The 20,966-nt window shown below is 69.7% G+C and carries 16 protein-coding genes; 7 read left to right on the top strand and 9 right to left on the bottom strand.

All coding sequences use genetic code 11. The annotated features are described in order from the left end of the window. Positions 1-58: 58 nt before the first annotated feature. On the bottom strand, positions 59-778 hold the full coding sequence (gene phoU, locus OX958_RS31885) for a phosphate signaling complex protein PhoU (RefSeq protein ID WP_270133900.1): 720 nt from the start codon (positions 776-778) through the stop codon (positions 59-61). 209 nt (positions 779-987) lie between these two features. On the opposite strand from phoU, the gene OX958_RS31880 reads away from it, so the two are divergent. Together OX958_RS31880 and OX958_RS31875 are read left to right on the top strand one after the other, a co-directional pair. Next, on the top strand, positions 988-2,205 hold the full coding sequence (locus OX958_RS31880; protein WP_270133898.1) for a sensor histidine kinase: 1,218 nt from the start codon (positions 988-990) through the stop codon (positions 2,203-2,205). After that, positions 2,202-2,879: a response regulator transcription factor gene (locus OX958_RS31875; protein WP_270133897.1), complete on the top strand. Its 678-nt coding sequence runs from the start codon at positions 2,202-2,204 to the stop codon at positions 2,877-2,879. The genes OX958_RS31880 and OX958_RS31875 overlap by 4 nt, the downstream gene beginning before the upstream one ends. A gap of 142 nt (positions 2,880-3,021) precedes the next feature. On the opposite strand, the gene OX958_RS31870 is transcribed toward OX958_RS31875, so the two are convergent. Next, on the bottom strand, positions 3,022-3,597 hold the full coding sequence (locus tag OX958_RS31870; RefSeq protein WP_270133896.1) for a hypothetical protein: 576 nt from the start codon (positions 3,595-3,597) through the stop codon (positions 3,022-3,024). Between the two features lie 254 nt (positions 3,598-3,851). Here OX958_RS31870 and OX958_RS31865 point away from each other — a divergent pair, with 254 nt between their 5' ends. Genes OX958_RS31865 through ispF form a run of 3 tightly spaced genes read left to right on the top strand, consistent with a single transcriptional unit; the run spans position 3,852 to position 5,559 of the window. Then, positions 3,852-4,337 carry a CarD family transcriptional regulator gene (locus OX958_RS31865; RefSeq protein WP_164595486.1) on the top strand — a complete coding sequence of 162 codons (486 nt, stop codon included), beginning with the start codon at positions 3,852-3,854 and terminating at the stop codon, positions 4,335-4,337. A gap of 59 nt (positions 4,338-4,396) precedes the next feature. Then, positions 4,397-5,092, top strand: a complete 696-nt coding sequence (ispD, locus tag OX958_RS31860; protein WP_270133895.1) for a 2-C-methyl-D-erythritol 4-phosphate cytidylyltransferase — start codon at positions 4,397-4,399, stop codon at positions 5,090-5,092. 56 nt (positions 5,093-5,148) lie between these two features. Continuing rightward, positions 5,149-5,559, top strand: a complete 411-nt coding sequence (ispF, locus tag OX958_RS31855) for a 2-C-methyl-D-erythritol 2,4-cyclodiphosphate synthase (RefSeq protein WP_270139186.1) — start codon at positions 5,149-5,151, stop codon at positions 5,557-5,559. Between the two features lie 13 nt (positions 5,560-5,572). On the opposite strand, the gene OX958_RS31850 is transcribed toward ispF, so the two are convergent. The 3 genes from OX958_RS31850 to OX958_RS31840 form a co-directional block, all read right to left on the bottom strand. Beyond that, the gene (locus OX958_RS31850) at positions 5,573-6,919 is read right to left on the bottom strand and encodes a M1 family metallopeptidase (protein ID WP_270133893.1); all 1,347 of its coding nucleotides are present in this window, start codon (positions 6,917-6,919) and stop codon (positions 5,573-5,575) included. After that, positions 6,919-10,857, bottom strand: coding sequence for a Pls/PosA family non-ribosomal peptide synthetase (locus OX958_RS31845; RefSeq protein WP_270133892.1), 3,939 nt, complete (start codon positions 10,855-10,857; stop codon positions 6,919-6,921). The genes OX958_RS31850 and OX958_RS31845 overlap by 1 nt, the downstream gene beginning before the upstream one ends. Before the next feature lie 75 nt (positions 10,858-10,932). Then, the gene (locus tag OX958_RS31840; protein WP_270133891.1) at positions 10,933-12,099 is read right to left on the bottom strand and encodes a neutral zinc metallopeptidase; all 1,167 of its coding nucleotides are present in this window, start codon (positions 12,097-12,099) and stop codon (positions 10,933-10,935) included. Positions 12,100-12,116: 17 nt separating this feature from the next. Here OX958_RS31840 and OX958_RS31835 point away from each other — a divergent pair, with 17 nt between their 5' ends. Continuing rightward, the gene (locus tag OX958_RS31835; protein ID WP_270133890.1) at positions 12,117-13,802 is read left to right on the top strand and encodes a DUF2207 domain-containing protein; all 1,686 of its coding nucleotides are present in this window, start codon (positions 12,117-12,119) and stop codon (positions 13,800-13,802) included. A 7-nt stretch (positions 13,803-13,809) separates the two neighbouring features. On the opposite strand, the gene OX958_RS31830 is transcribed toward OX958_RS31835, so the two are convergent. The 3 genes from OX958_RS31830 to OX958_RS31820 form a co-directional block, all read right to left on the bottom strand. Continuing rightward, positions 13,810-15,285, bottom strand: coding sequence for a neutral zinc metallopeptidase (locus OX958_RS31830; RefSeq protein WP_270133889.1), 1,476 nt, complete (start codon positions 15,283-15,285; stop codon positions 13,810-13,812). A 9-nt stretch (positions 15,286-15,294) separates the two neighbouring features. Next, entirely contained in the window at positions 15,295-16,407 is a 1,113-nt protein-coding gene (locus OX958_RS31825; RefSeq protein ID WP_270133887.1) for a neutral zinc metallopeptidase, read from the bottom strand. A gap of 99 nt (positions 16,408-16,506) precedes the next feature. Continuing rightward, positions 16,507-17,574: a neutral zinc metallopeptidase gene (locus OX958_RS31820; protein WP_270133885.1), complete on the bottom strand. Its 1,068-nt coding sequence runs from the start codon at positions 17,572-17,574 to the stop codon at positions 16,507-16,509. A 307-nt stretch (positions 17,575-17,881) separates the two neighbouring features. Here OX958_RS31820 and OX958_RS31815 point away from each other — a divergent pair, with 307 nt between their 5' ends. Next, complete coding sequence (locus tag OX958_RS31815) at positions 17,882-19,552, top strand: DUF2207 domain-containing protein (RefSeq protein WP_270133883.1); 1,671 nt, start codon at positions 17,882-17,884, stop codon at positions 19,550-19,552. Between the two features lie 66 nt (positions 19,553-19,618). Here OX958_RS31815 and OX958_RS31810 read toward each other — a convergent pair whose 3' ends face one another. Beyond that, a complete protein-coding gene (locus OX958_RS31810) occupies positions 19,619-20,905 on the bottom strand; it encodes a peptidase C39 family protein (RefSeq protein WP_270133882.1) in 1,287 nt (428 codons plus the stop codon). Positions 20,906-20,966: the final 61 nt, after the last annotated feature.

Genomic DNA, 20,966 nt, shown 5'->3' with positions numbered 1-20,966 from the left:
CGTAAAAGTAGCCCCCAGCAACCAAATGGTTGCTCGGGGCTACTTTCATGGAGCCGGATCAGTGGCTGCCGTTGCCGTTTCCGTTGACGGGAGTGGAGGCGCCGGCGCCCGAGCCTGCGGCGGTGCCGCCGATGGCGACCGGGAGCTCGCCGGTCACCAGGTAGACCACCCGGCGGGCCATCGAGACCGCGTGGTCGGCGATCCGCTCGTAGTACCGGCCGAGCAGGGCGATGTCGACCGCGACCTCGACGCCGTGCGGCCAGGAGTCGTCCATCATCAGCCGGAACTGGTTGCTGCGCAGTTTGTCCATCTCGTCGTCGACGGCCTCCAGACGGGCGGCGGCGTCGACGTCGCGGGACTTGATCACGTCACCGGCGCCGTCGACCATCCGGCCGGCCACCGAGCCCATCTCCTCGATCACCGGGTGCAGCTCGGCCGGGATCGCCGAGGCCGGGTAGCGCAGCCGGGCGATCTTCGAGACGTGCGCGGCCAGGTCGCCCATCCGCTCGAGGTCGGCGACCATCCGCAGCGCGGCGACCAGCATCCGCAGTTCGTTGGCGACCGGGGACTGCCGGGCCATCAGTTCGAAGACCTTCTCCTCCACGCCTTCGCCGGCCGCGTCCAGCTTGATGTCGGCGGCAATCACTTCCTCGGCCTGCCGGATGTCGGCGGTCAGCAGCGCGGTGGTGGAACGGCGGACGGCGGTGGACACCGTCCGCGTCATCCGCTCGAGCTCGGCCAGGATGTCGTCGAGCTGCTCGTGATAGGTGTCGCGCATCGTCTCTGCTTCCGATCTGTGGTGTCCGGTACTGCGGTGGGCGGGGCTACCGCGGGCACGGAACAGTTCCCGCCCACGCTGGACGGTATGCCAGCCAGGTTGCCGGTCGGCGACGAGTGGTGAACGCCCGATGAACAGTTAGGACGCGTTCCGGTCATCGGGTGCTCATTCGGTCTTTCCCTGCTGGTTGCCCGCGTAGCATCGATCTCGTGGACCCCACGCTGGCAGCGGTGCTGGGCGGCGTCATCGGCGCGGCTCTGGCTCTCCTTTCGCTCGGCGCGATGATGCTGAGCGAGCGATCCCAGACGAAGGTGCCGGTCTCGCCGGACCCGATCGTGCCCAGTGGCGTTGCCACCGTCCTGTCCGTACTGCGCTCGTCGGCGGTCGTGATGGGCCCCGAGGACCAGGTGCTGCAGGCCAGCGCCCCGGCGCACGTGCTCGGCATCGTCCGGGGCGAGCGGCTGGTGGTGGACGACCTGCTGACCATGGTCCGGGCGGTCCGTCGCGACGGCGAGATCCGCCAGCAGGACCTGGAGATCGTCCGCGGCCGGCTCGGCGCCACCCAGTACGTGAGTGCCCGGGTGGCCCCGCTCGGCAGCCAGCTGGTGCTCGTCCTGGTCGAGGACCGGACCCGCGAGCGCCGGCTGGAGGCGATCCGCCGCGACTTCACGGTCAACGTCAGCCACGAGCTGAAGACCCCGATCGGGGCGATCATCCTGCTCGCCGACGCGGTCGCCGAGGCCTCCGACGACCCGCCCGCCGTCCAGCGCTTCTCCGGCCGGATGCGGATCGAGGCCAGCCGGCTGAGCCGGCTGGTGAAGGAGATCATCGAACTGTCCCGGCTGCAGGGCGACGACCCGTTGGAGCACCCGACCCCGGTCGACATCAACGGCGTGATCGAGGCGGCGGTGGACCGTTGCCGGGTCGACGCCGAGGACCGCCAGATCAACCTGGTGGTGAAGACCGACCCCGCGCTCGAGGTGATGGGCAGCGAGGACCAGCTGGCGATCGCGATCGGCAACCTGGTGGAGAACGCCGTCAACTACAGCCCCGACGGGACCCGGGTGGCGGTCGCCGCCCACCCGATCGGGGACCTGGTGGAGATCACCGTCAGCGACCAGGGCGTGGGGATCCCGAGCAGCGACCTGGAGCGCATCTTCGAGCGCTTCTACCGGGTCGACCGGGCCCGCAGCCGCGAGACCGGCGGGACCGGCCTCGGCCTGTCCATCGTCAAGCACATCGCCTCGATCCACGGTGGCGACGTACGGGTCTGGAGCGTCGAGGGCCAGGGGTCCACCTTCACCGTCCGACTCCCGCTGCGGCTCGATCCCGCCACCGGGCAACCCACGGACTGCTCCATCCAGGAGGAGTCCGAGCAACCCCTGACGCCGACCCCGTCAGAGAAAACCAAGGAGGCAGCTTCGTGACCCGAGTGCTGGTCGTCGAAGACGAAGAGAGCTACAGCGACGCGTTGTCGTACGTGCTGCGCAAGGAGGGGTTCGAGGTCGCCGTCGCGGAGACCGGGCCGGACGCGCTGGACGAGTACGACCGGGCCGGCGCCGACATCGTCCTGCTGGACCTGATGCTGCCCGGGCTGTCCGGGACCGAGGTCTGCCGTGCGCTGCGCAGCCGCGGCAACGTGCCGGTGATCATCGTGTCGGCCAAGGACACCGAGGTGGACAAGGTGGTTGGGCTGGAGCTGGGCGCCGACGACTACGTCACCAAGCCCTACAGCCCGCGCGAGCTGCTCGCCCGGATCCGCGCGGTACTGCGGCGCGGCGCCGACGTCGAGCTGTTGCCGGACACCCTCGAGGCCGGTCCGGTGCGGATGGACGTCGAGCGGCACGTGGTGACGGTCGGCGGGACGGAGATCCGGCTGCCGCTGAAGGAGTTCGAGCTGCTGGAGATGCTGCTCCGCAACACCGGCCGGGTGCTCACCCGCGGTCAGCTGATCGACCGGATCTGGGGCGCCGACTACGTGGGCGACACCAAGACCCTGGACGTGCACGTCAAGCGGTTGCGGTCGAAGCTGGAGAAGGACCCGTCCAGCCCGTCGCACCTGGTGACGGTGCGCGGCTTGGGGTACAAGTTCGAGGCCTGACCAGGGGCGGGCTCGCAGCTACCGCGCTGGTGGCGTGCGGTAGCGACGGCGGCACGGGTGAGGCGCCGTCAGTGTGCTGAGCGTGCCCTGGGTGCTCGACAAGATCCTGCCGGGCCTGGTCAAGGCCGCTCAGCCGCGCTGATCAGCCGTGCGCCTCGCCGTCGGCCTCGGGGGCCGGCGACGGGGAGTAGTGGTCCTTGGTCAGCACCGGGATCGAGACGGCGATCGGGCCGGCCTTCTCGAAGGTGAGGGTCACCTTGAGCATCTGGCCGGGCTTGCCGCCGGTGACGGTGACCGGCAGACCGGTGGCGGGCGGCAGGTTGACCGCGCCGCCGGCCTTCAGGTCGAGCGCCTTGAAGTTGGTGAACGTGAACGGCGCCGTCGCCGCCGTCTGCACCGGGCAGGGGCTGGCCGCCGAGGCGGCGTCGGCCGGGGGCTTGGCGTCCGTCGCCGCGATGCACACCAGGCTGTCGTCGCCCTGCTCGTTGTTGACGAACGTGCCCTGCAGCTGGCCCTCTCCGTCCGCGGAGGCCAGTACCAGCAGGTTCCGTACGGCGACCGCGCCCGAGTCGGCGTTGGTGCCTTCGGCCGGCTGGTACGGCATGTTCGTCTGGGCGTCGAAGCCCGCGCCACAGCCCGCCACCACGACGCTCAGAGCGACGGTGGCTCCGGCCAGGGCGGTGCGCCGAACGGCCTGCGAAGACAACGTGATGCGCACTGGAGTTCCCTCTCCTACAAACAGGTGGAAGCCGATGGGCTGAAGCCTCCGGCGGAGCACAGCGTAGCGAGCGGGACGGCCGTCCTCGACGGCGCCCACCCCATTCGGCGGTGTCCCGGGCAACCATGTCCGCGCGTACGAGGCACGCCGGACAGCGTTTGTCAAGGCGGGAAAGGGCCTCTGACCAGCGCAAACGCCCGAACCGGACCAGCGACCGCGTGGTAGGATAGAGGTCGGAAAGGGGCACGTGACATATGACTTTCAACGTCGGCGAAACGGTTGTTTACCCCAACCACGGTGCGGCCGTTATCGAGGACATCGAGACCCGTCAGATCAAAGGTGAGGACAAGACCTATCTGGTCTTGAGGATCGTCGCTCAGAACGACCTGGTCGTCCGGGTCCCCGCGTGCAACCTCGATCTCGTCGGCGTGCGTGACGTCGTGGATCAGGCTGGCTTGGAGCGCGTCTTCGACGTGCTGCGGGCGCCGCACACGGAGGAGCCGACCAACTGGTCGCGTCGTTACAAGGCGAACCTGGAGAAGCTGCACTCCGGTGACGTGATGAAGGTGGCAGAGGTCGTCCGCGACCTGTGGCGCCGTGAGCGTGACCGCGGTCTCTCCGCCGGTGAGAAGCGAATGCTGGCGAAGGCTCGCCAGATTCTCGTCTCCGAGCTGGCCCTGGCCGAACACACCAACGAGGACAAGGCGGAAGCCATCCTCGACGAGGTCCTCGCCTCCTGACCAACCGGTCAGCAGTGGAGTCGGGGTCGCGCGACTGAACCGTCCGGCATGATGTGGTCGTGAGTACTGCGGCGATCATTCCGGCGGCCGGTCTCGGGCTCAGGCTCGGTGGTGAGGCACCAAAGGCATTGCGAGAGGTCGGTGGCGAATCGCTGCTGGTCCACGCTCTTCGTGGACTGCGGGCAGCGACCGCCGCCGACCTCGCCTGCGTTGTGATCGCGGTGCCACCCGGCACCGAGCAGGCGGTCCGCGAACTCCTCCAGCCGTACTCCGGTCCGCTGGAGCTCCTGATCGTTGCCGGCGGCGCCGAGCGGACCGACTCGGTCCGGCTGGCGCTCGAGCTGGTCCCTGCCGAGGGCATCGACTGCGTGCTCGTGCACGACGCGGCTCGTTCCTTCGCGCCGCCCGACCTGATCGAACGGGTCGTTGCCGCGGTCATCGGTGGTGCGCCCGCGGTCGTTCCGGCGATCCCGGTGACCGACACGATCAAGCGCGTCGACGCCGGCGGGCTGGTGGTCGACACGCCCGACCGCTCGACCCTGGTCGCGGTCCAGACCCCGCAGGGGTTCGAGCCGGGACTGTTGCGCAAGGCCCATTCCGGCGACACCGGCGGCGCGACCGACGACGCCATGCTGTGCGAGCGGCTCGGCGTACCGGTGCTGACGGTGGCGGGATCGCAGGACGCGTTCAAGGTGACCCGGCCGCGGGATCTGATCCTGGCCGAGGCCATCCTGGCTGAGAGGCGGAGTTCGTGAGGGTGCCGAGGGTGGGGACGGGCGTCGACGTCCATCCCGTCGAGGAAGGCCGCCAGATGTGGCTGGCCGGCCTGCACTGGCCCGAGGAGACGGCCGGCCCGTCCGGTCACTCCGACGGCGACGTGGCGGCCCATGCGGCCTGCGACGCATTGTTGTCGGCGGCAAGGCTCGGCGATCTCGGCTCCAACTTCGGTACGTCGGAACCGCAGTGGGCGGGCGCCTCGGGCGCGACCCTGCTCGGCGAGGCGGCCCGGCGCGTTCGCGCCGCCGGCTTCGAGATCGGCAACATCTCCGTCCAGGTGATCTGCAACCGGCCACGGTTCGCCGCCCGACGCGAGGAGGCCGAGAAGGCCCTCAGCGCCGCCTGCGACGCCGAGGTCTCGGTCTCGGCCACCACCACGGACGGACTCGGCCTCACCGGCCGGGGAGAAGGCATCGCGGCCATCGCCACCGCCCTGGTCTACTAGTCCCGCTGCAGCCTTAGCGGCGGCGCCGGGGGAGCGCAGGCAGGTCGACACTGTCCAGCCAGACAGCGAAGAGAGCCCGTACTGCGTTTTCGTCCGACGTGAACTGGACGGCTAGCCCGATGAAGTCCTCCGTGGTCACCGAGCCGTGCCGATGCGCCCTGGTCCAGGTGCGCAGCAGTTCGAAGAACGGCTCGTCGCCCAACTGCAGACGCAGGACGTGCAAGGTGATCGCGCCACGCTTGTAGAGCCGGTCGTCGAACATCAGCTCAGGCCCCGGGTCCGAGAGCAACAGATCCTGGTCGAGCCCGCGCAGCCGGCTGTAGGCCTTGGAGACCTGCTGCGAAGCCGTCAGCCCACCGGACTCCTCCGACCACAACCACTCCGCGTAGCAGGCGAAACCCTCGTTGAGCCAGATGTCCTGCCAGCGGGAGGGCGTCAGGCTGTTGCCGAACCACTGGTGCGCCAGCTCGTGCGCCACCAGCCGCTCGGCGCCGCGCTTGCCGTCGACATGGTTGCTGCCGAAGACCGAGATGCCCTGCGCCTCCAGCGGAATCTCCAGCGGATCGTCGGTGACCACCACCGTGTAGCCGCCGAACGGGTAGGGCCCGAAGAGCTTGATGAACAGCCGCATCATGTCCTGCTGCCGCCCGAAGTCCGACTTGAAGTCGCGCAGCTGTGCGGCGGGCAGCACGGCCCGGGTGGTGACAGGCGACGTCTCCAGTTCCAGTACGTCGTACCGGCCGATCTGCACGGTCGCCAGGTACGTCGCCATCGGTGCCGCCTGGTCGAACACCCAGCTGGTCCTGCTGGCCTTGGTACGCCGGGAGACGGGCCGCCCGTTCGCCACCACGTGGTACGGCGAATCGGTGGTGATCGTGATCCGGTAGTGCGCCTTGTCGCTGGGATGGTCGTTGCACGGGAACCAGGTCGCGGCGCCGCTCGGCTGGCTCGCGACGATCACACCCTCGGTCAGCTCCTCCCAGCCGAGCTCGCCCCACGGGCTGTCCATCGGAGCCGGGTTGCCGGAGTACTGGACGTCCACCACGAACTCCGCGCCGTCGGCGATGGCCGGGGACGGCCAGACGTGCAGTTTGCCGTTGCGGTGCGCGTAGCGGCCGGCCCGGCGGCCGTTGACGAGCACCTTGGCCACGCGCAGGCCGACCAGGTCGAGGCTGACCCGGGACAGCGCCTGGGTCGCCTCCGCGGTGATGGTGGCCTTGCCGCTCAGCCGGTTGCTGCTGACGCGGTAGTCCAGATCCAGCTCGTACGACTCGACCCGGTAGCCGCCGTTGCCGTGCGTCGGTACATAGGGATCACCGGCGGTGTCGTCGCCCGGCAAGCCCTTGTCGCGGGCAACCATCAACCCTGCCAGGGCGCGATCGGGTTGCCGGCCCAGCGGGACCCGGCGGGAACACTCTCACCACGCATCACCAGCGAGACCGGGCCGACGGTGGCGCCCGCGCCGATCGAGGCGGCCGGCAGGATGATGCCGTGCGGCCCGAGGGTGGATCCAGGCCCGAAGGTGACGGTGCTCATGGACATCACCCTGTCATGGAACAGGTGGGTCTGGAGCACGCAGCCGCGATTCACCGACGCACCGTCGCCGAGCGTGATCAGATCCGCTTCCGGCAGCCAGTAGGTCTCGCACCAGACCCCCTTGCCGATCTTGGCGCCGAGCGTGCGCAGCCAGAGCGCGAGGACCGGCGTACCGGCGGCCGCGTTGGCGAACCAGGGGGCCGCGACCATCTCGACGAAGGTGTCGACCACTTCGTTGCGCCAGACGAAGCTGCTCCACAGCGGGTACTCGACCGCGCGGGTGCGGCCGACGATCACCCATTTCGAGATGGTCGCCATCGTGCCGGCCACCGCACCAGCGGCCAGGATCACCGCGCCCGACAGCAGGAACGTCGCCCACGGCCCGAGCCACAGGTCGAGCGCCTGCAGGGTGAACAGCACGCCGAGCGCGATCAGTACCGTGCACATCATCGGCACGAACCGGCACAGCTCCACCGCGGCCCGGGCGAACTTGAGCCGCAGCGGCGGGTCGAACGTACGGCTCTGGTCGCCACCGACGGCCTGGCGGCGCAGCTTGACCGGCGGGCTGCCCAGCCACGACGTACCGGCCTTGGACTTCTTCGGTGCCGCCGACAGGACCGCGACGAGGCCGTTCTTGGGCACCGAGCGGCCGGGTGCCGTCATCCCCGAGTTGCCGAGGAAAGCGCGCTTGCCGACCTTGGCGCCGGCGACGTGCAGCCAGCCACCGCCCAGCTCGTACGACGCGATCATGGTGTCGTCGGCCAGGAAGGCGCCATCGCCGACGGTCGTCATCTTCGGGAGCAACAGCACGGTGGACGCCTCGACGTCCCGGCCGATCTTCGCCCCGAGCGCCCGCAGCCACCACGGCGTCAGCAGGCTCGCGTAGAGCGGGAAGAGCAGCGTGCGGGCCGAGTCGAGCAGCCGCTCGGTCGCCCACACCTGCCAGCCGATGCGGCTGCGTACGGGGTAGTGGCCGGCCTTGATGCCGATTCCCAGCAGCCGGACGATGATCAGGGTCAGCAGGGCGAGCGTGAGGAAGCCGACCAGAGTCATCAGGGGGATCGCGTACAACGCTTGCAGGGCGGCGTCTCCGAGCGACGTGGTGCCGGAGACGGCGTTGCGCAGTACGAGGATGGCGGTGGTCGCCGCGGCCAGCGGCAGGAGCGACATGAAGGCGGAGGCGGCGCCGTACGCGAGGACCCACCAGGGAGCGCGAGCAGGCCGCTCCTCCGGCCATGGGCGCCGGGCGCGGCCGACCCGTGTTGCCGGTGACCCGGACCAGCGCTCGCCCGGCGGGACCTTGCCGGACACGGCAGAGCCTGCGGCGATCTCTGCATTGCGGCCGACCTCTGCGCCCGGCAGCAGAGTACTGCGGGAGCCCACGACCGCCTCGGCACCGACAGTCACCGTGCCTACGTGCAGGCGGTCGCCGTCGATCCAGTAGCCCGACAGGTCGACCTCTGGTTCGATCGACGCGCCACGGCCCATGCTGAGGAGGCCGGTGACCGGGGGAAGCGTGTGGAGGTCGACACCCTTGCCGATCTTCGCCCCCAGAGCCCTTGCGTAGTAGGCGATCCAGGGCGCACCGGCGAGGTTGGCGGCACCTGCGGCGTCAGCGAGGTTCTCTGCTGCCCACAGACGGACATGGACGTTGCCACCTCGTGGGTAGACGCCAGGCTTCAGCCCACGCAGCAGCAAGCGAGCGCCGACGACAGCGATGCCCATGCGGCCGGCGGGCGTGATGAGGATCAGCCAGCCGGCCAGGATCCACCACCACGAGACTGTGCGCATCCAGGGGTGCGGGCCGTCGGTCAGCGCCAGCAGGTTGTTCAGGGTGAAGAGCCAGACCAGCCAGCGAACACCGACCACTGTCTGCAGTAGGAGGGTCAACGCGGTCTGCAGGAGCTGGGTGCCGGGCGGGGTCGGCCGAACCTCCCGGATCTCCACCGGCACGGTGGAGGTCTTGAAGTCGTCGAGCCGATCGGCCAGTGCGCCCAGGCGCGGGTACTCGTAGATGTCGCCGACCGTGACCTCGGCGTACCGCTCCCTGAGGGTGGAGACGAGCTGTGCGGCCGCGAGGCTTCCACCGCCGTGCAGGAAGAAGTCGTTGTCGGCACCGGTGACCTTGGCACCCAGCACCTTCGTCCAGCGCTCCGCCAGCCAGCCTGCTGTCCCGTCGAGCTCGGCAGCCGGTCCGTCCGTGTCCATGCCCGGTAGTGGCCACGGCAGCGCGTTGCGGTCGACCTTGCCGGAGGTCCTGGTCGGCAAGGTGTCCGTGATGGCGAGCAGTGGGACCAGCGCGGCCGGGAGTGCTTCGCGAAGACGCTCTGTTGCTGCTTGCCGGTCAAAGGCCTCAGCGTCATCCGGTACGACGTACCCGACCAGTAGCTGGTTGCCGGCACCACTGGTCCGTACTGCGGCTGCCGCGCCGGTGACGCCGGGCAGAGCCTGCAGCGCCGCATCCACCTCGCCCAGCTCGATCCGGCGACCACCGAGCTTGATCTGCTCGTCGGCGCGTCCCATGAACAGCAGGCCTTCGGGTTCGTTCCTGACCAGGTCGCCACTGCGATAGGCGCGCTCCCAGCCGAGTGACGGCATCGGCGCGAACTTCTCCGCGTCCTTCGCCGGATCGAGGTACCGGGCCAGGCCGACGCCGCCGATGATCAGCTCACCGATCTCGCCTTCCGGTACTTCGGTGCCGGCCTTGTCGACCACGGCGAGGTCCCAGCCGTCCAACGGCAGGCCGATCCGGACCGGGCCCTCACCGGTGAGTTGGGCGCCACAGGCAACGACCGTGGCCTCCGTCGGTCCGTAGGTGTTCCAGACCTCGCGGCCGTCGACCGCGAGCCGCTCGGCCAGCTCCGGGGGACAGGCCTCACCGCCGAAGATCAGCAGCCGCACGTTGTCGAGGGCGTCCGACGGCCAGAGCGCGGCGAGGGTCGGTACGGTCGAGACGATCGTGATGCCCTGCGCGACCAGCCAGGGACCGAGGTCCATGCCGCTGCGCACCAGGGACCGCGGCGCGGGGACGAGGCAGGCGCCGTACCGCCAGGCGAGCCACATCTCCTCGCAGGACGCGTCGAACGCCACCGACAGACCGGCCAGCACGCGGTCCTCGGGGCCGATCGGCTCTGCTTGCAGGAACATCCGCGCTTCGGCGTCGACGAAAGCCGCTGCCGAGCGGTGGGTGACAGCGACGCCCTTGGGGACGCCGGTCGAACCGGAGGTGAAGATGATCCAGGCGTCGTCGTCCGGGGTCGGGCCGTCGCCGTGGCTGGTCCGGGTCGGTTCCGCCGGCGTACCGGGGGCGTCCATGCGGGCGGAGTAGGGGAAGTCGTAGTAGCCGTCGGCCGAGTCGGCATCGGCGTCCGCTGCCGGCGCAGGGCGGGTGGAGGTGATCTCGAGATCGTCGGTGACGATCGCGGCCACCGCTGCCTCGCCGAAGACCAGCTCGGCCCGCTCTTCGGGGTCGTCGGCGTCGACCGGTACGTAGGCCGCGCCCGCCTGCAGCGTGCCGAGGATCGCGACGTACAGGTCGTTGTGCCCGGACGAGATCCGTACGCCGACGCGGTCACCTGGACCGACACCGAGTTCCGTCAGCCGCCGCGCGAACTTGGTGACCGCGGCAACCAGTTCGCGATAGCTCAGACTCACACTGCCGTCGTCCAGCGCCGGCTCGTCCGGGAAACTCGCCGCCGACGCCTGCACCACGTCCACCAGCGTCCGCTCGGGCGGAGCGCTGTCCCCCCGTCGCAAAGTCACGGCCGGATGATACGCCGCCCGAGCGACGCCGACCTGAACTTCACGCCAACACTTCCCCCGGCGATCGGGGCCGGACTACCGGACCTGGTCGGCCTGGGCGGCGAAGGTGTTGCAGGCCTTGCTCTCGCCGACGTTGAGACCGTTGGTGATCCAGAATCCTTGACTGGAGGCCAGTCCATGGGTCCGTTCGGCCTCGGGTGTGTTGGAGGAGTCCCCGAAGCTGTTGCCGGCCTGCTGCTCGAACTCGTTCAGCCGCGAGGTGAACGGATAGGACCGGGCCACCGAGCGGCTGAAGACACCGGCGAAGCAGGAGGCCTGGAGTTCGTTGCGGCGGGAGCTGTCCAGCTTCTCGTCCGGGTGGTCCTGCAGGTAGACGGCGCGGGCGTAGAACAGGTCGGTGACACCTTGGATGTGGTGGCCGTACTCGTGCGCGATCGTCAGCAGGTACGCCAGGTCCTGCTTCGGACCGAACGCCTTGTTCATCTGCTGTACGTCGGTGTACATCACCTTGTTGCCGTAGCAGTAGAAGGCCAGGACCCGGCCCGACAGCGGCTCGAACCGGCCGCAGGAGGTCTGGACCGGCTTGTCGAAGACGACCAGGCTCGGGTCCGGGTCGTTCTTGCCGATCTTGGTGAAGACCGGCCGCCAGGCGTCGTTCAGGCACTTGAAGAGCTTCTCGTAGTAGACCTTCTGCGCCGCCAGGCTGCCGTCACCGAGCTTCTCGGCCGGGCAGTTCTGCTCACCCAGCCCACCGGACTGGTAGATCGGGGCGTTCAGCAGGTAGTCCTCGGCCGAACCCTTCGGCGGCTTGGTGGTCGCCGTCGGCACCACGGACGGGCCGTCGACCTGCGGCGTCGCCGTGTCGCTGGACGAGAGGCCGCCGGTCAGCACCACACCGACCACAGCCAGCCCGATCCCCAGGAGCGCCACCACGGTGAAACCGAGCAGGACGAGCCGGATCGCTCCACCCCGCTTGGGCGGCGGCTGGAAGCCGTTGAACTGCTGAGGCCCGCCGTAGTAGGGCTGCCCGTAGTACTGCGACTGTCCGTACTGCGGCTGTCCGTACTGCCGCTGCGCGTACTGCGGCGGCGGACCGGCCTGCCACTGGGTCTGCTGCGGCGGCGGCAGTACGCCGGGAGGCGGCGCCACCCGGTCCTGGAGACGGCCGTCGTACCCGTACGGGGTGCTCACGTGTCGTTGCCCCTTCAGCTCGATGTCGGAGTTCGCAGGACGAACCGGCACGAGACTACTCTCGACCCATGTCACCGAAGAGCCGCCTGTCGTCGGCCGCCCTGCTCGTGTCTCTGACAGTCCCCCTCGTTGCTCTGGGCGCCTTGCCGGCCCAGGCCGCGGACGACCAGATCACCGGGTACGCCGCGCAGGCGTCGCTGAACGGTGCGGGCGTGCTCAAGGTGCAGGAAACGGTCGACCTGACCGCCGGTGGCGACACCTTCGCGCGCACGCTGGCCACGCGGGTCCGCTCGGACGCCGACGAGGACCGCACCTACGACATCCGCAACGTGTCGGCCACGGTCAACGGGCAGCCGGCCGAGAACTTCACCGACGAGAAGATCGAGAACGGCCGCAAGCTCAGCCTGAAGGTCTCCGGCCAGGCCAAGATCGTCTACAGCTACGAGGTCGACAACGTCGTCGCGGACTCGGTCGAGGGCCGCGAGGTGAGCTGGCCGATCGTCCAGGGGTACGGCGTCGGCATCCCGAAGGCCTCGGTCTCGGTGACCGTCCCGTTCGCGACCTGGGTGACCTGCTTCGCCGGCCGGGTCGGCTCGAGCATGCCCTGTACGACGTCGCAGCTGGCCGAGTCGGCGGCGCTGGAGATCGAGCAGAACGGCGTACCGGCAGGCGGGCGGCTGACCTTCCTGACCGGGCTGAGTGGTCAGGCGACGGTCCAGCCGAACGCCGAGTTCCGGACCCGCTGGAGTCTCGGCAACGCGTTCACCGTCGACCGGTCCACGGCCGGGCTGAGCGTGCTGCTGCTCGGTCTCGGCGTCCTGGGCGCCGCGGCGTTGTGGTTCTTCCGCGGCCGGGACGCGGTCAAGGTCGGGGTCGGGGCGCCCGAGCGGCCGGTGCTGGACGGTGCCGACGGACCGCGGTTCGCGGCTCCGGACGGGATCCGGCCGGGCCAGGTCGGCACCGTGGTGGACGAGACGGCCGACGTCGTCGACCTCACCGCGACGCTGCTGGACCTTGCCGTACGCAACTATCTGACGATCGTCGAGCTGCCGCGGGAGTCCCACTTCGGCCGGCTCGACTGGGAGCTGCAGCGGCGCAACGCCGGCGGCCCCGAGCTGCTGCCGTACGAGAAGGCCTTGCTGGACGCGGTGTTCGCCGACGGGGAGACCGTCAGGGTGTCCTCCCTCGGGCACGGACTCCGCTCGCGACTCACGCTGGTGCGCGAGCAGCTGTACTCCGACGTCGTCACGCAGGGCTGGTTCGCGAACCGTCCGGACGCCGTTCGCAACCGGTGGACCACGGCCGGCCTGGTGCTGCTCGGAGCCGGAGTAGTGCTGACCGTCGTACTCGCGATCGTGACCAAGTTCGGCCTGGTGGGCTTCGCCGTGATGCTGTCCGGGCTGGTGCTCGCCCTGGCTGGGCAGGTCGCTCCGGCGCGCACTGCTCGCGGTGCGGCGGTACTGGGACGTGTGGCCGGGCTGCAGCGCTACCTGGCCGACGAAACCTCCGCCGACCTGCCACAGAGCCACCGGCTGGAGTTCGCGTCGCGCTGCCTGCCGTACGCCGCCGTACTGGGGCTGGCGGACAAGTGGGCGCTGGAGATCGCGGCCACCGACGACGATGACGACCCCGACGCGGGCATCGGCTGGTACTCCGGTCCGGAGAACTGGCACCTGTCCGACATCGGGGAGTCGCTCTCGAACTTCGTCACCGTCTTCGGCGGCCACCTGTCGTCGTCGCGCCGCCTGTTCTGACCCCGGCTCAGTTGGTCAGAACAGGCTTCGCGACGAACGAGTTGCACACGTCCGGGCTCTTGGTGTTGAAGCCGCGCACCGACCAGTAGTTGTGGTTCACCCGGTTGCCCCGGTCGCGGACCAGCGGCCGGGAGAACTCGTCGCCGGTGTTGGCGACCAGGACCTTCCAGGTCGCCAGCAGCGGGCCGCGCAGCGGGATGTACGGACCGGCCGCACCCAGGTACGCCGAGCCGAAGCAGGCCGCCTGCAGTTCACGCGTCCGGCTCTCGGTCAACTGGGCGACCGGAGTCGCGGCGTTGAGTTGCCGGGACAGGGATGCGGCGTAGATGCCGGACAGCTTCTGCACGTGATGCCCGTACTCGTGCGCGAGGGAGTTCATCATCCACACCCGGCCGGAGACGGGGTTGCGCTTGTAGTAGGCGATCCCGAGCGCGTACGGCATGTAGATCGTCTCGGTGAGGTGGCAGTAGTACGCACGGTTGCCGCGCTGCTGGCCGCAGCCGGTCTTCAGCGCACCGGCGTACACGACCAGCTTCGGCGCGCGGTACGGCAGGCCGGCCTTCTTCATCGCCAGGTACCAGGTGCGGTTCATGCACGGGACGATCAGGCCGTAGTACGCCTTCGCGCCGGCGTACGTGCTCGGGATGGCCTTCGGCTCCACGCACGGCGTGGGGCTGAGGACACCGACCTTGTACAGCTTGCTGGTGGTGACGATCTCGTCGACCGTGGGCGGCGCGGGGGCCGTCGGGGTCGGGCTCGGCGTGACCGACGGGGTCTCCGAAGGCGTCGGCGACGGCACCGGGGTGTCCGAGGCGGCAGGGACGTTGTCGTCACCGCCGTTCCGCAGGGCCAGGGTGATGCCCGAGCCGACGATGAACACAGCCAGCACCACGAGCCCGATCAGCAGACCCTTGGACACCTGGCGAGGCTTCCGCCTACGCCCCGGCCCCGGCGGCTGCGGGATCGGGATCGGCGGGTACTGCCAGGTCGGAGGCTGCTGCACCGGCTGCCCCAGCCCCTGGAACCCACCCTCGGCCGGCTGCGGCTGCGGCTGCTGCGGCGGTGGGGTGGGCCCGGGCGCACCCGCGTGCCGTGCCCGCCGAGGACCAGCCGAGCCGGGACCGGGCTGACCAGCATCGGCTCCCGGCTGTCCGCCTGGGCCGGGGTTGCCGGCACGCCGAGGTGGCGGCGTAGCGCCGGGGTTGCCGGCAGGCGGGCGTGGCGGAGTGGCGCCCGGCTGGGAGTAGGGCGGCAGGTTCCAGGTGAGGTTCCGCTGCCCGGGTGGGCCTACCAGCGGTGTCTGTTCACCGGGAGGAGCGGGCTGCAGGTACTCCTTCTGCTTCTCGGCGGATTCGGTCCACCACAGGGGCGACTGGCCATCCCGGCGGGCAGACCCCTCGTCCGGCCGTCCGGTGGGCTCGTCACCCTCCGGCTCCGGCTCGTTCGGGTTCCGCCCAGGGGGTGGAGTCCAGTTGTCCGACATCGATACTCCTCACGAAACCTTGCCGGCCGTAGCCGTGAACGTGTTGCAGCTGACACTGTCGAGCGTGGTGAAACCGCGTCCGGTCCAGTAAAGATGATTGGCCCGGCCACCGTGGTCCCGCGGCCCGCCGCGGTTGTTTTCGTCCCCGGTCTGTGCCTGGACGTAGTTCTGGTAGATCGTCAGGTCCAGACCGTTGATGCCGTAACTGGTTCTGTTCGCGCCGGTGAAGACCGCACTCAGACAGGATGCCTGGAGTTCGACCCGCCGGCTCAGTTCCAGCCGCGCGTCCTGGTCCGGCGCGTCGTACTGGAGTTGCTGGGCAGCCGCCATGATGCCGGTCAGCTGCTGCAGGTGGTGGGCGTACTCGTGCCCGGCCGTGTACGTCGCCCACATCCGCGCGAACGCCCGGTTGGCGGCGTCCGGAGACCTGGTCCACAGCTTGATGTCGTCGGTGAACTTCAGATAGACGGTCCGGTTGGGACCGCAGTAGAACGACACCGACGAGCCGGTGGCGCAGGGGGACTGCACCACGCCGCTCCAGAAGTTCAGCCGGGGCGGCGTGAAGGGGTCCTTCGCCGCCTCCACCTGCGGCGCCCACGCCTTGTTCAGGCATGCGACCACGTTGGAGTAGTACGCCTGGACGTTCGCCTGCTTGCTCAGCGGGACCGGACTCTCCTGGCAGCCGACAGGGCGCTGGACACCGGTCGCGTAGATGGCATCGGCGGTCACGGTCCTCGTCGCGGCCTGCGACTGCGGAGTACCGGACTTGCTGTCGTCGGGCGTGCCGGGTGTCGTCGCCAGGCCGGCGCCGGGCGCAGGGCCGGTAGCAGACGAGTCGCTCTCGCGGAGTGCGAGAGCGACTGTCACCACGAGGGCCGCCACTCCGCCGAGCAGCAGCAGGCTGAAGAGCAGCCCGGTCGGACGTCTTCGCGGCTGTGGCCCCCCGTGCCGAAAATGCCGGCCGCCACCGAGGTCGGGCCCCCAGCCCACCGGCGGCTGGGCCGGTCCACCGCCGGGCGCACCTGGCAGCGGGTAGTTGCCGTACAACGGTATGGAGCCGTCGGGTAGCGCAGCCGGGGGAGGCTGCGGCCCTGGTGGCTCGCTCCATTGCTGGTCTGACACGGTCGTTCCTCATCCCCCCGGGACACACAGGGCGTGAGCCGGGGCAACAGGCTAACCATCAGGACCGCTATCCGTCTCTGTCGCTGATCAAATATTTGTCTAAGACACCCGGGGCTGGGAGGCGGTGAAGGTGTTGCAGGCGCCCGGACCGACAGCGTTGAAGCCGCGCAGCGCCCAGTACTTGTGGTTCGCCTTGCTGCCGTGGTCACGCTTCGGGTCGACGGTGTTGCCGATCAGCCAGTTCCACTGCCGCAGGGACTCGCCGGTCAGCGGGTAGCTGCGCTTGTTGGCGGCGATGAAGACGTCGCCGAGGCAGGAAGCCTGCAGTTCGAGCCGGCGGCTGGCGAGCAGCTCGCCGGCTTGGTTGGGGGCGTCGTAGCGCAGGTCGAAGCTGGCCCGCATGATGCCGGTCAGGTTCTGCACGTGATGGCCGTACTCGTGCGCGAACTGGTGCAGCATCCACATCCGGGCCCAGACCCGGGCGTAGCTCGCGTTGACCCGCTTGTAGTTGCCGACGTCCTCGGTCAGGTTCATGTAGATCGTCTGGTTGCTCGGGCAGTAGAAGGGCGGCCCGGAGTCGTACATGCTGCCGCAGGGGGTGGTCACGGTGCCGGAGAACGACATCACCCTCGGGGCCCGGAAGGTGGAACCTGACCGCTGGACCAGCGCCGGCCAGGAGCGGTTGAGGCAGTTGACCAGATTGGCGTAGTTGGCCCGGGCACCGGCGGCTGTGGCCGGGCGGGCACTGGACTCGCGGCAGTTGACCGAACCCATCTTGCCCGCCTGGTAGAGCCGGTTGCGGGCGACGATGTCGAGATTGCTCGGCTCGGACCGGGGCTTCGTGGTCGGCCGGGAGGTGGTCCGGGGAGCGGTCGGCCGGGTCGCCGTAGGTCTCGACGTGGTCGGTGCCACCGGCGACGTCGGCTGAGTGCTCGGCGGCTGCGGCGAAGGCTCCTCCGACGGCGAGTACGTCGGGCTGTAGGTCGCCGTCGGGGACGGCGTACTGGTGTAGGGGTCGTTCGGCTTCAGTGCGATCACTGCGGCCGTGCCGCCCACCACTCCGAGTACGACGACTCCCAGCACGAGCAGGATCGCCTTGCCGGCCCCGCCCTTCTTCCTCGGCGGCGTCCAGCCTGGGCCGCCCGGCTGAGGCGCACCCCAGCCCATGCCATGCGGCAACCCGCCCCCGTACTGCGGCGGCGGTGGCTGCTGCCACTGCGGTTGCGGCCCCCACTGTCCTTGGGGAGGGGGTGCCTGCCACTGCTGCCCCGGCGGAGGACCTTGCCACGGCCCGGGCGGGCCTTGCGGGGGCTGCTGAGGGTTCTGGCCGGGGGGCCACTGGTTGGACACGGAGCCAGACGCTATCCGAGACCGGGCTCAGGTCAGCGGGTCGCGGTATGGTGCGGTCTGCAACGACCTGCTCCGGCCGCCCGGCCGCAGAGCTCTGACCCTCTCGATACGGTGTGATTGGGCGATGCGTAGACGTCTGCTCGGGGTACCTCTGTGTGCCCTCGGTTTCCTGGCCCTGACCGGCGTTCCGGCCGGTGCCACCGCGACCGCCGACCCGGTGGTCACCAATTTCGACGCTACGATCCGGGTCGAACGGGACGGCTCGCTGAAGGTCGCCGAGACCTGGAAGCTGAGCAACGTGACCGGGACCTTCACCCGGTTCGTGGTCACTCGCGACCACCTGCCCGACGACGTGGACCACGTGCAGAAGATCGAGGACCTGCAGGTGAAGTCCGGCGGGACGGACAAGGAGAAGGAGCTCACCAGCAACGGTGACATCAGCTCGATCGCCGTCGCCGACCTGTCCGGTGACACCCAGCTCGACTTCACCTACACCGTCAAGGGCGCGGTCGCGGACACGCTGAACGGCACCGAGGTGCGGTTCTCGCCGCTGACCGGGCTGGGCCTGACCGTGCAGGACGTCAACATCGTCTACAGCGCTCCCGAGGTCAGCCACGTCTCCTGCTTCGCCGGCGCGATCGACAGCAACACCCCGTGCACGCTGTCCCAGCTCGGCGAGACGGCCGGCCCCACCTTCAAGCAGCAGGGTCTGCCGCCGGGCAACACGGTCCGGACCACGATCGGTTTCCCCAAGGGCCAGATCGCGGCCAACTCGATCGTCGAGTACCGCAAGACCTTCAAGCGCGCCTTCTCCACCGACGCCGCCCAGCTGATCACCGCCCTCGCGGTGCTGCTGCTCGGCGCCCTCGCACTGCTGGTCCTCTACCGGTTGCGGGGCCGCGACCAGGTCGACCCGCGCCGCGTCGTACCGGCTTCGCTGTTCAGCCTCGGGCAGGACACCCGGATCGACTTCACCCCGCCGGCCGACCTGCGGCCCGGTGAGGTGGGCACATTGATCGACGAGCGGATCGACCCGGTCGACGTGACCGCCACGATCATCGACCTGGCCGTCCGCGGTCACCTGACGATCACCGAGCTGGAGCACGAGACCGAGTTCGCCCGTCCCGACTGGGAGCTCCGCCGGGTGGCCAACGCGCCGTCGGAGGAGCTGCAGCGCTACGAGAACGTCCTGGTCCGCGCGATCTTCGGCGACAACGACGCGGTGCTCGTCTCCGAGCTCGGCCGCCAGGTCCGCGCGAACCTCGGCCTGGTCCAGGACGCCCTGTACGACGGTGTCGTCAAGCGGGGCTGGTTCTCCGAGCGCCCGGACCGCACCCGCTCGCTGTGGGCCACCATCGGCATCGCGGTCACCGCGCTCGGCGTGGTCCTGACCGTGGTGCTCGCCCTGATCTCCACCTGGGGTCTGCTCGGCATCGCCATCACCGCTGTCGGCGTCGGCCTGCTCGCGATCGGCCGGCACATGCCCGCCAAGGCGCCGGCCGCCGGCCGGGTTCTCGGCCAGGTCGCCGCCATCCGCGGTGAGCTGCTGGAGATGGACGTCAGCGAACTCCCCGCCGACCAGCACGCCGAGCTCTGCTCCCGCGCGCTGCCGTACGCCGTAGTTCTCGGCGGCTCCGAGCGCTGGATCGACGCCCTGGTGGCGACCGACAACGACGCCGACGAGGACGAGGGCTTCCACTGGTACCGCGGCCCCCGTGGCTGGCACCTCCAGTACCTGCCGGACTCGCTGCGCAACCTCACCACCAACCTGACGGGTGCGCTCTTCACCCGCTGATCAGCAGCAGTACTTCGGAATCGCCCGCACGCCGCCCCCGGCATACGGGCGATTCCTGTTCGTGGGCTACCAGTTGGCCTGGTGGGTCTTCGGCGGCAGGCGCTTGCCGGCCGGATGGATGACGTAGACCAGGCCACCCGAGTGCGGGATCCAAGCGTTCTCGAAGGCCTGCCGGTTGTAAACAGCTCGGACCTCGTCGTTGCTCTTGATCAGGTGCGAGGCCGGGTCGTTCACCACCACGTCGCCGGTGGTGGTGAAGCCGACGATGACCATCAGGTGGCCGTTGGTGCCGTAGCCGGCGCCGGGGAGCTCGTCCTTCTCGAAGGAGAGGGAGGCGACCAGCGGGATACCTGCCTTGATGAACTGCTCGGCCTCGGTCAGCGACCGCAGCCGGGTGACGAAGGCGTCGAGGCCCCGCGTTCCGGCGTACGCGGTGTTGAAGGGCCAGTTGCCGGCGCCGTCGTACTTGTAGTCGAACACCGATCGGGCGGCGTGATCGACCTGTGGATCGGCATCGGCCGGGTCGACCCACGCTGTCTCGGCAGGGGACGGCCCACGGCGGTAGTAGTCGAGCACCATCGCGGTGGACGTCGCCGAGCACCAGGCCTCACCGCCACCGTCCCACTGCGGGTAGTGGCCGATATGGGTCTCCTGCGAGTACGTCGGTACGTCGAGCACGCGCCCCCAGGCGCCGCCACGCGGGCTGACCGGCACTGTCTCGTCCGCGGGCAGCCGCGACGCCATCGCGCCGACAGACCGCACTACTGGGACCTTCTTGGTGCCCGCGAGGCGGTACAGCGTCACCTTGAGGCGCCAGCTGTCCAGTGAGCGGCCCGAGCGGGCGACGAAGGTGTCCACCGAGACGGTCCCGGTGGTGTCACCCTGGCCGGCCACCGACGTGCGGTGGATGTCACCGGCGGCGGTGTCGTCACCGTGACTCCAGCGGCCGAGCACGTACCACTTGGTGGTGGTGCCCTCGTCCGACCGCCCGGACATGGCGACCTCGATCCAGGTGCCGGCCGGAGTGGTCGCGTTCCAGGAGGCGACCAGCTCGGTCAGGCCGTAGCCGGGTCTCACCTCCGGCGAGATCCAGCTGGCCTGCTCGTAGGTCTTGGCGGAGCCGTCACCGAACGGATCGACGTACGCCGTGGTGCCGGTGGCGGAACCGAAGCGCAGGGCGCCACCGGCGACAGTGGTCCCGGAGCGGGTGCCGGAGAGGAAGTCGGCGGACGACGTCCACGTGCGGTACGTGATCTCCCGCTGCTGCGGCGGCACGGCCTGGCTCGGCACGGACGCCAGGCTGAGCACGAGGACGCCGGTGAGCAACGCGGCAAGAGGACGGGCGGCGGTCATGATTTCGACGGTAGACCCGCGGGCGCCCGCTGTCGCGGTGAACGCGTGCCGTGACGTGTCA

Origin of the sequence: Kribbella sp. CA-293567, from assembly GCF_027627575.1 — a bacterium.
GTDB lineage: Bacteria > Actinomycetota > Actinomycetes > Propionibacteriales > Kribbellaceae > Kribbella.
The sequence above is the reverse complement of the archived record's forward strand: the minus strand, read 5'-3'. Positions and strand labels throughout refer to the sequence as shown.

What these genes read in the sequence shown, in the direction of transcription:
- phoU (WP_270133900.1), bottom strand. Translation starts at nt 778, where the DNA reads ATGCGCGACACCTATCACGAGCAGCTCGACGACATCCTGGCCGAGCTC.
- OX958_RS31865 (WP_164595486.1), top strand. Translation starts at nt 3,852, where the DNA reads ATGACTTTCAACGTCGGCGAAACGGTTGTTTACCCCAACCACGGTGCG.
- ispF (WP_270139186.1), top strand. Translation starts at nt 5,149, where the DNA reads ATGTGGCTGGCCGGCCTGCACTGGCCCGAGGAGACGGCCGGCCCGTCC.
- OX958_RS31850 (WP_270133893.1), bottom strand. Translation starts at nt 6,919, where the DNA reads ATGGTTGCCCGCGACAAGGGCTTGCCGGGCGACGACACCGCCGGTGAT.
- OX958_RS31835 (WP_270133890.1), top strand. Translation starts at nt 12,117, where the DNA reads ATGTCACCGAAGAGCCGCCTGTCGTCGGCCGCCCTGCTCGTGTCTCTG.
- OX958_RS31830 (WP_270133889.1), bottom strand. Translation starts at nt 15,285, where the DNA reads ATGTCGGACAACTGGACTCCACCCCCTGGGCGGAACCCGAACGAGCCG.
- OX958_RS31820 (WP_270133885.1), bottom strand. Translation starts at nt 17,574, where the DNA reads ATGGGCTGGGGTGCGCCTCAGCCGGGCGGCCCAGGCTGGACGCCGCCG.
- OX958_RS31815 (WP_270133883.1), top strand. Translation starts at nt 17,882, where the DNA reads ATGCGTAGACGTCTGCTCGGGGTACCTCTGTGTGCCCTCGGTTTCCTG.
- OX958_RS31810 (WP_270133882.1), bottom strand. Translation starts at nt 20,905, where the DNA reads ATGACCGCCGCCCGTCCTCTTGCCGCGTTGCTCACCGGCGTCCTCGTG.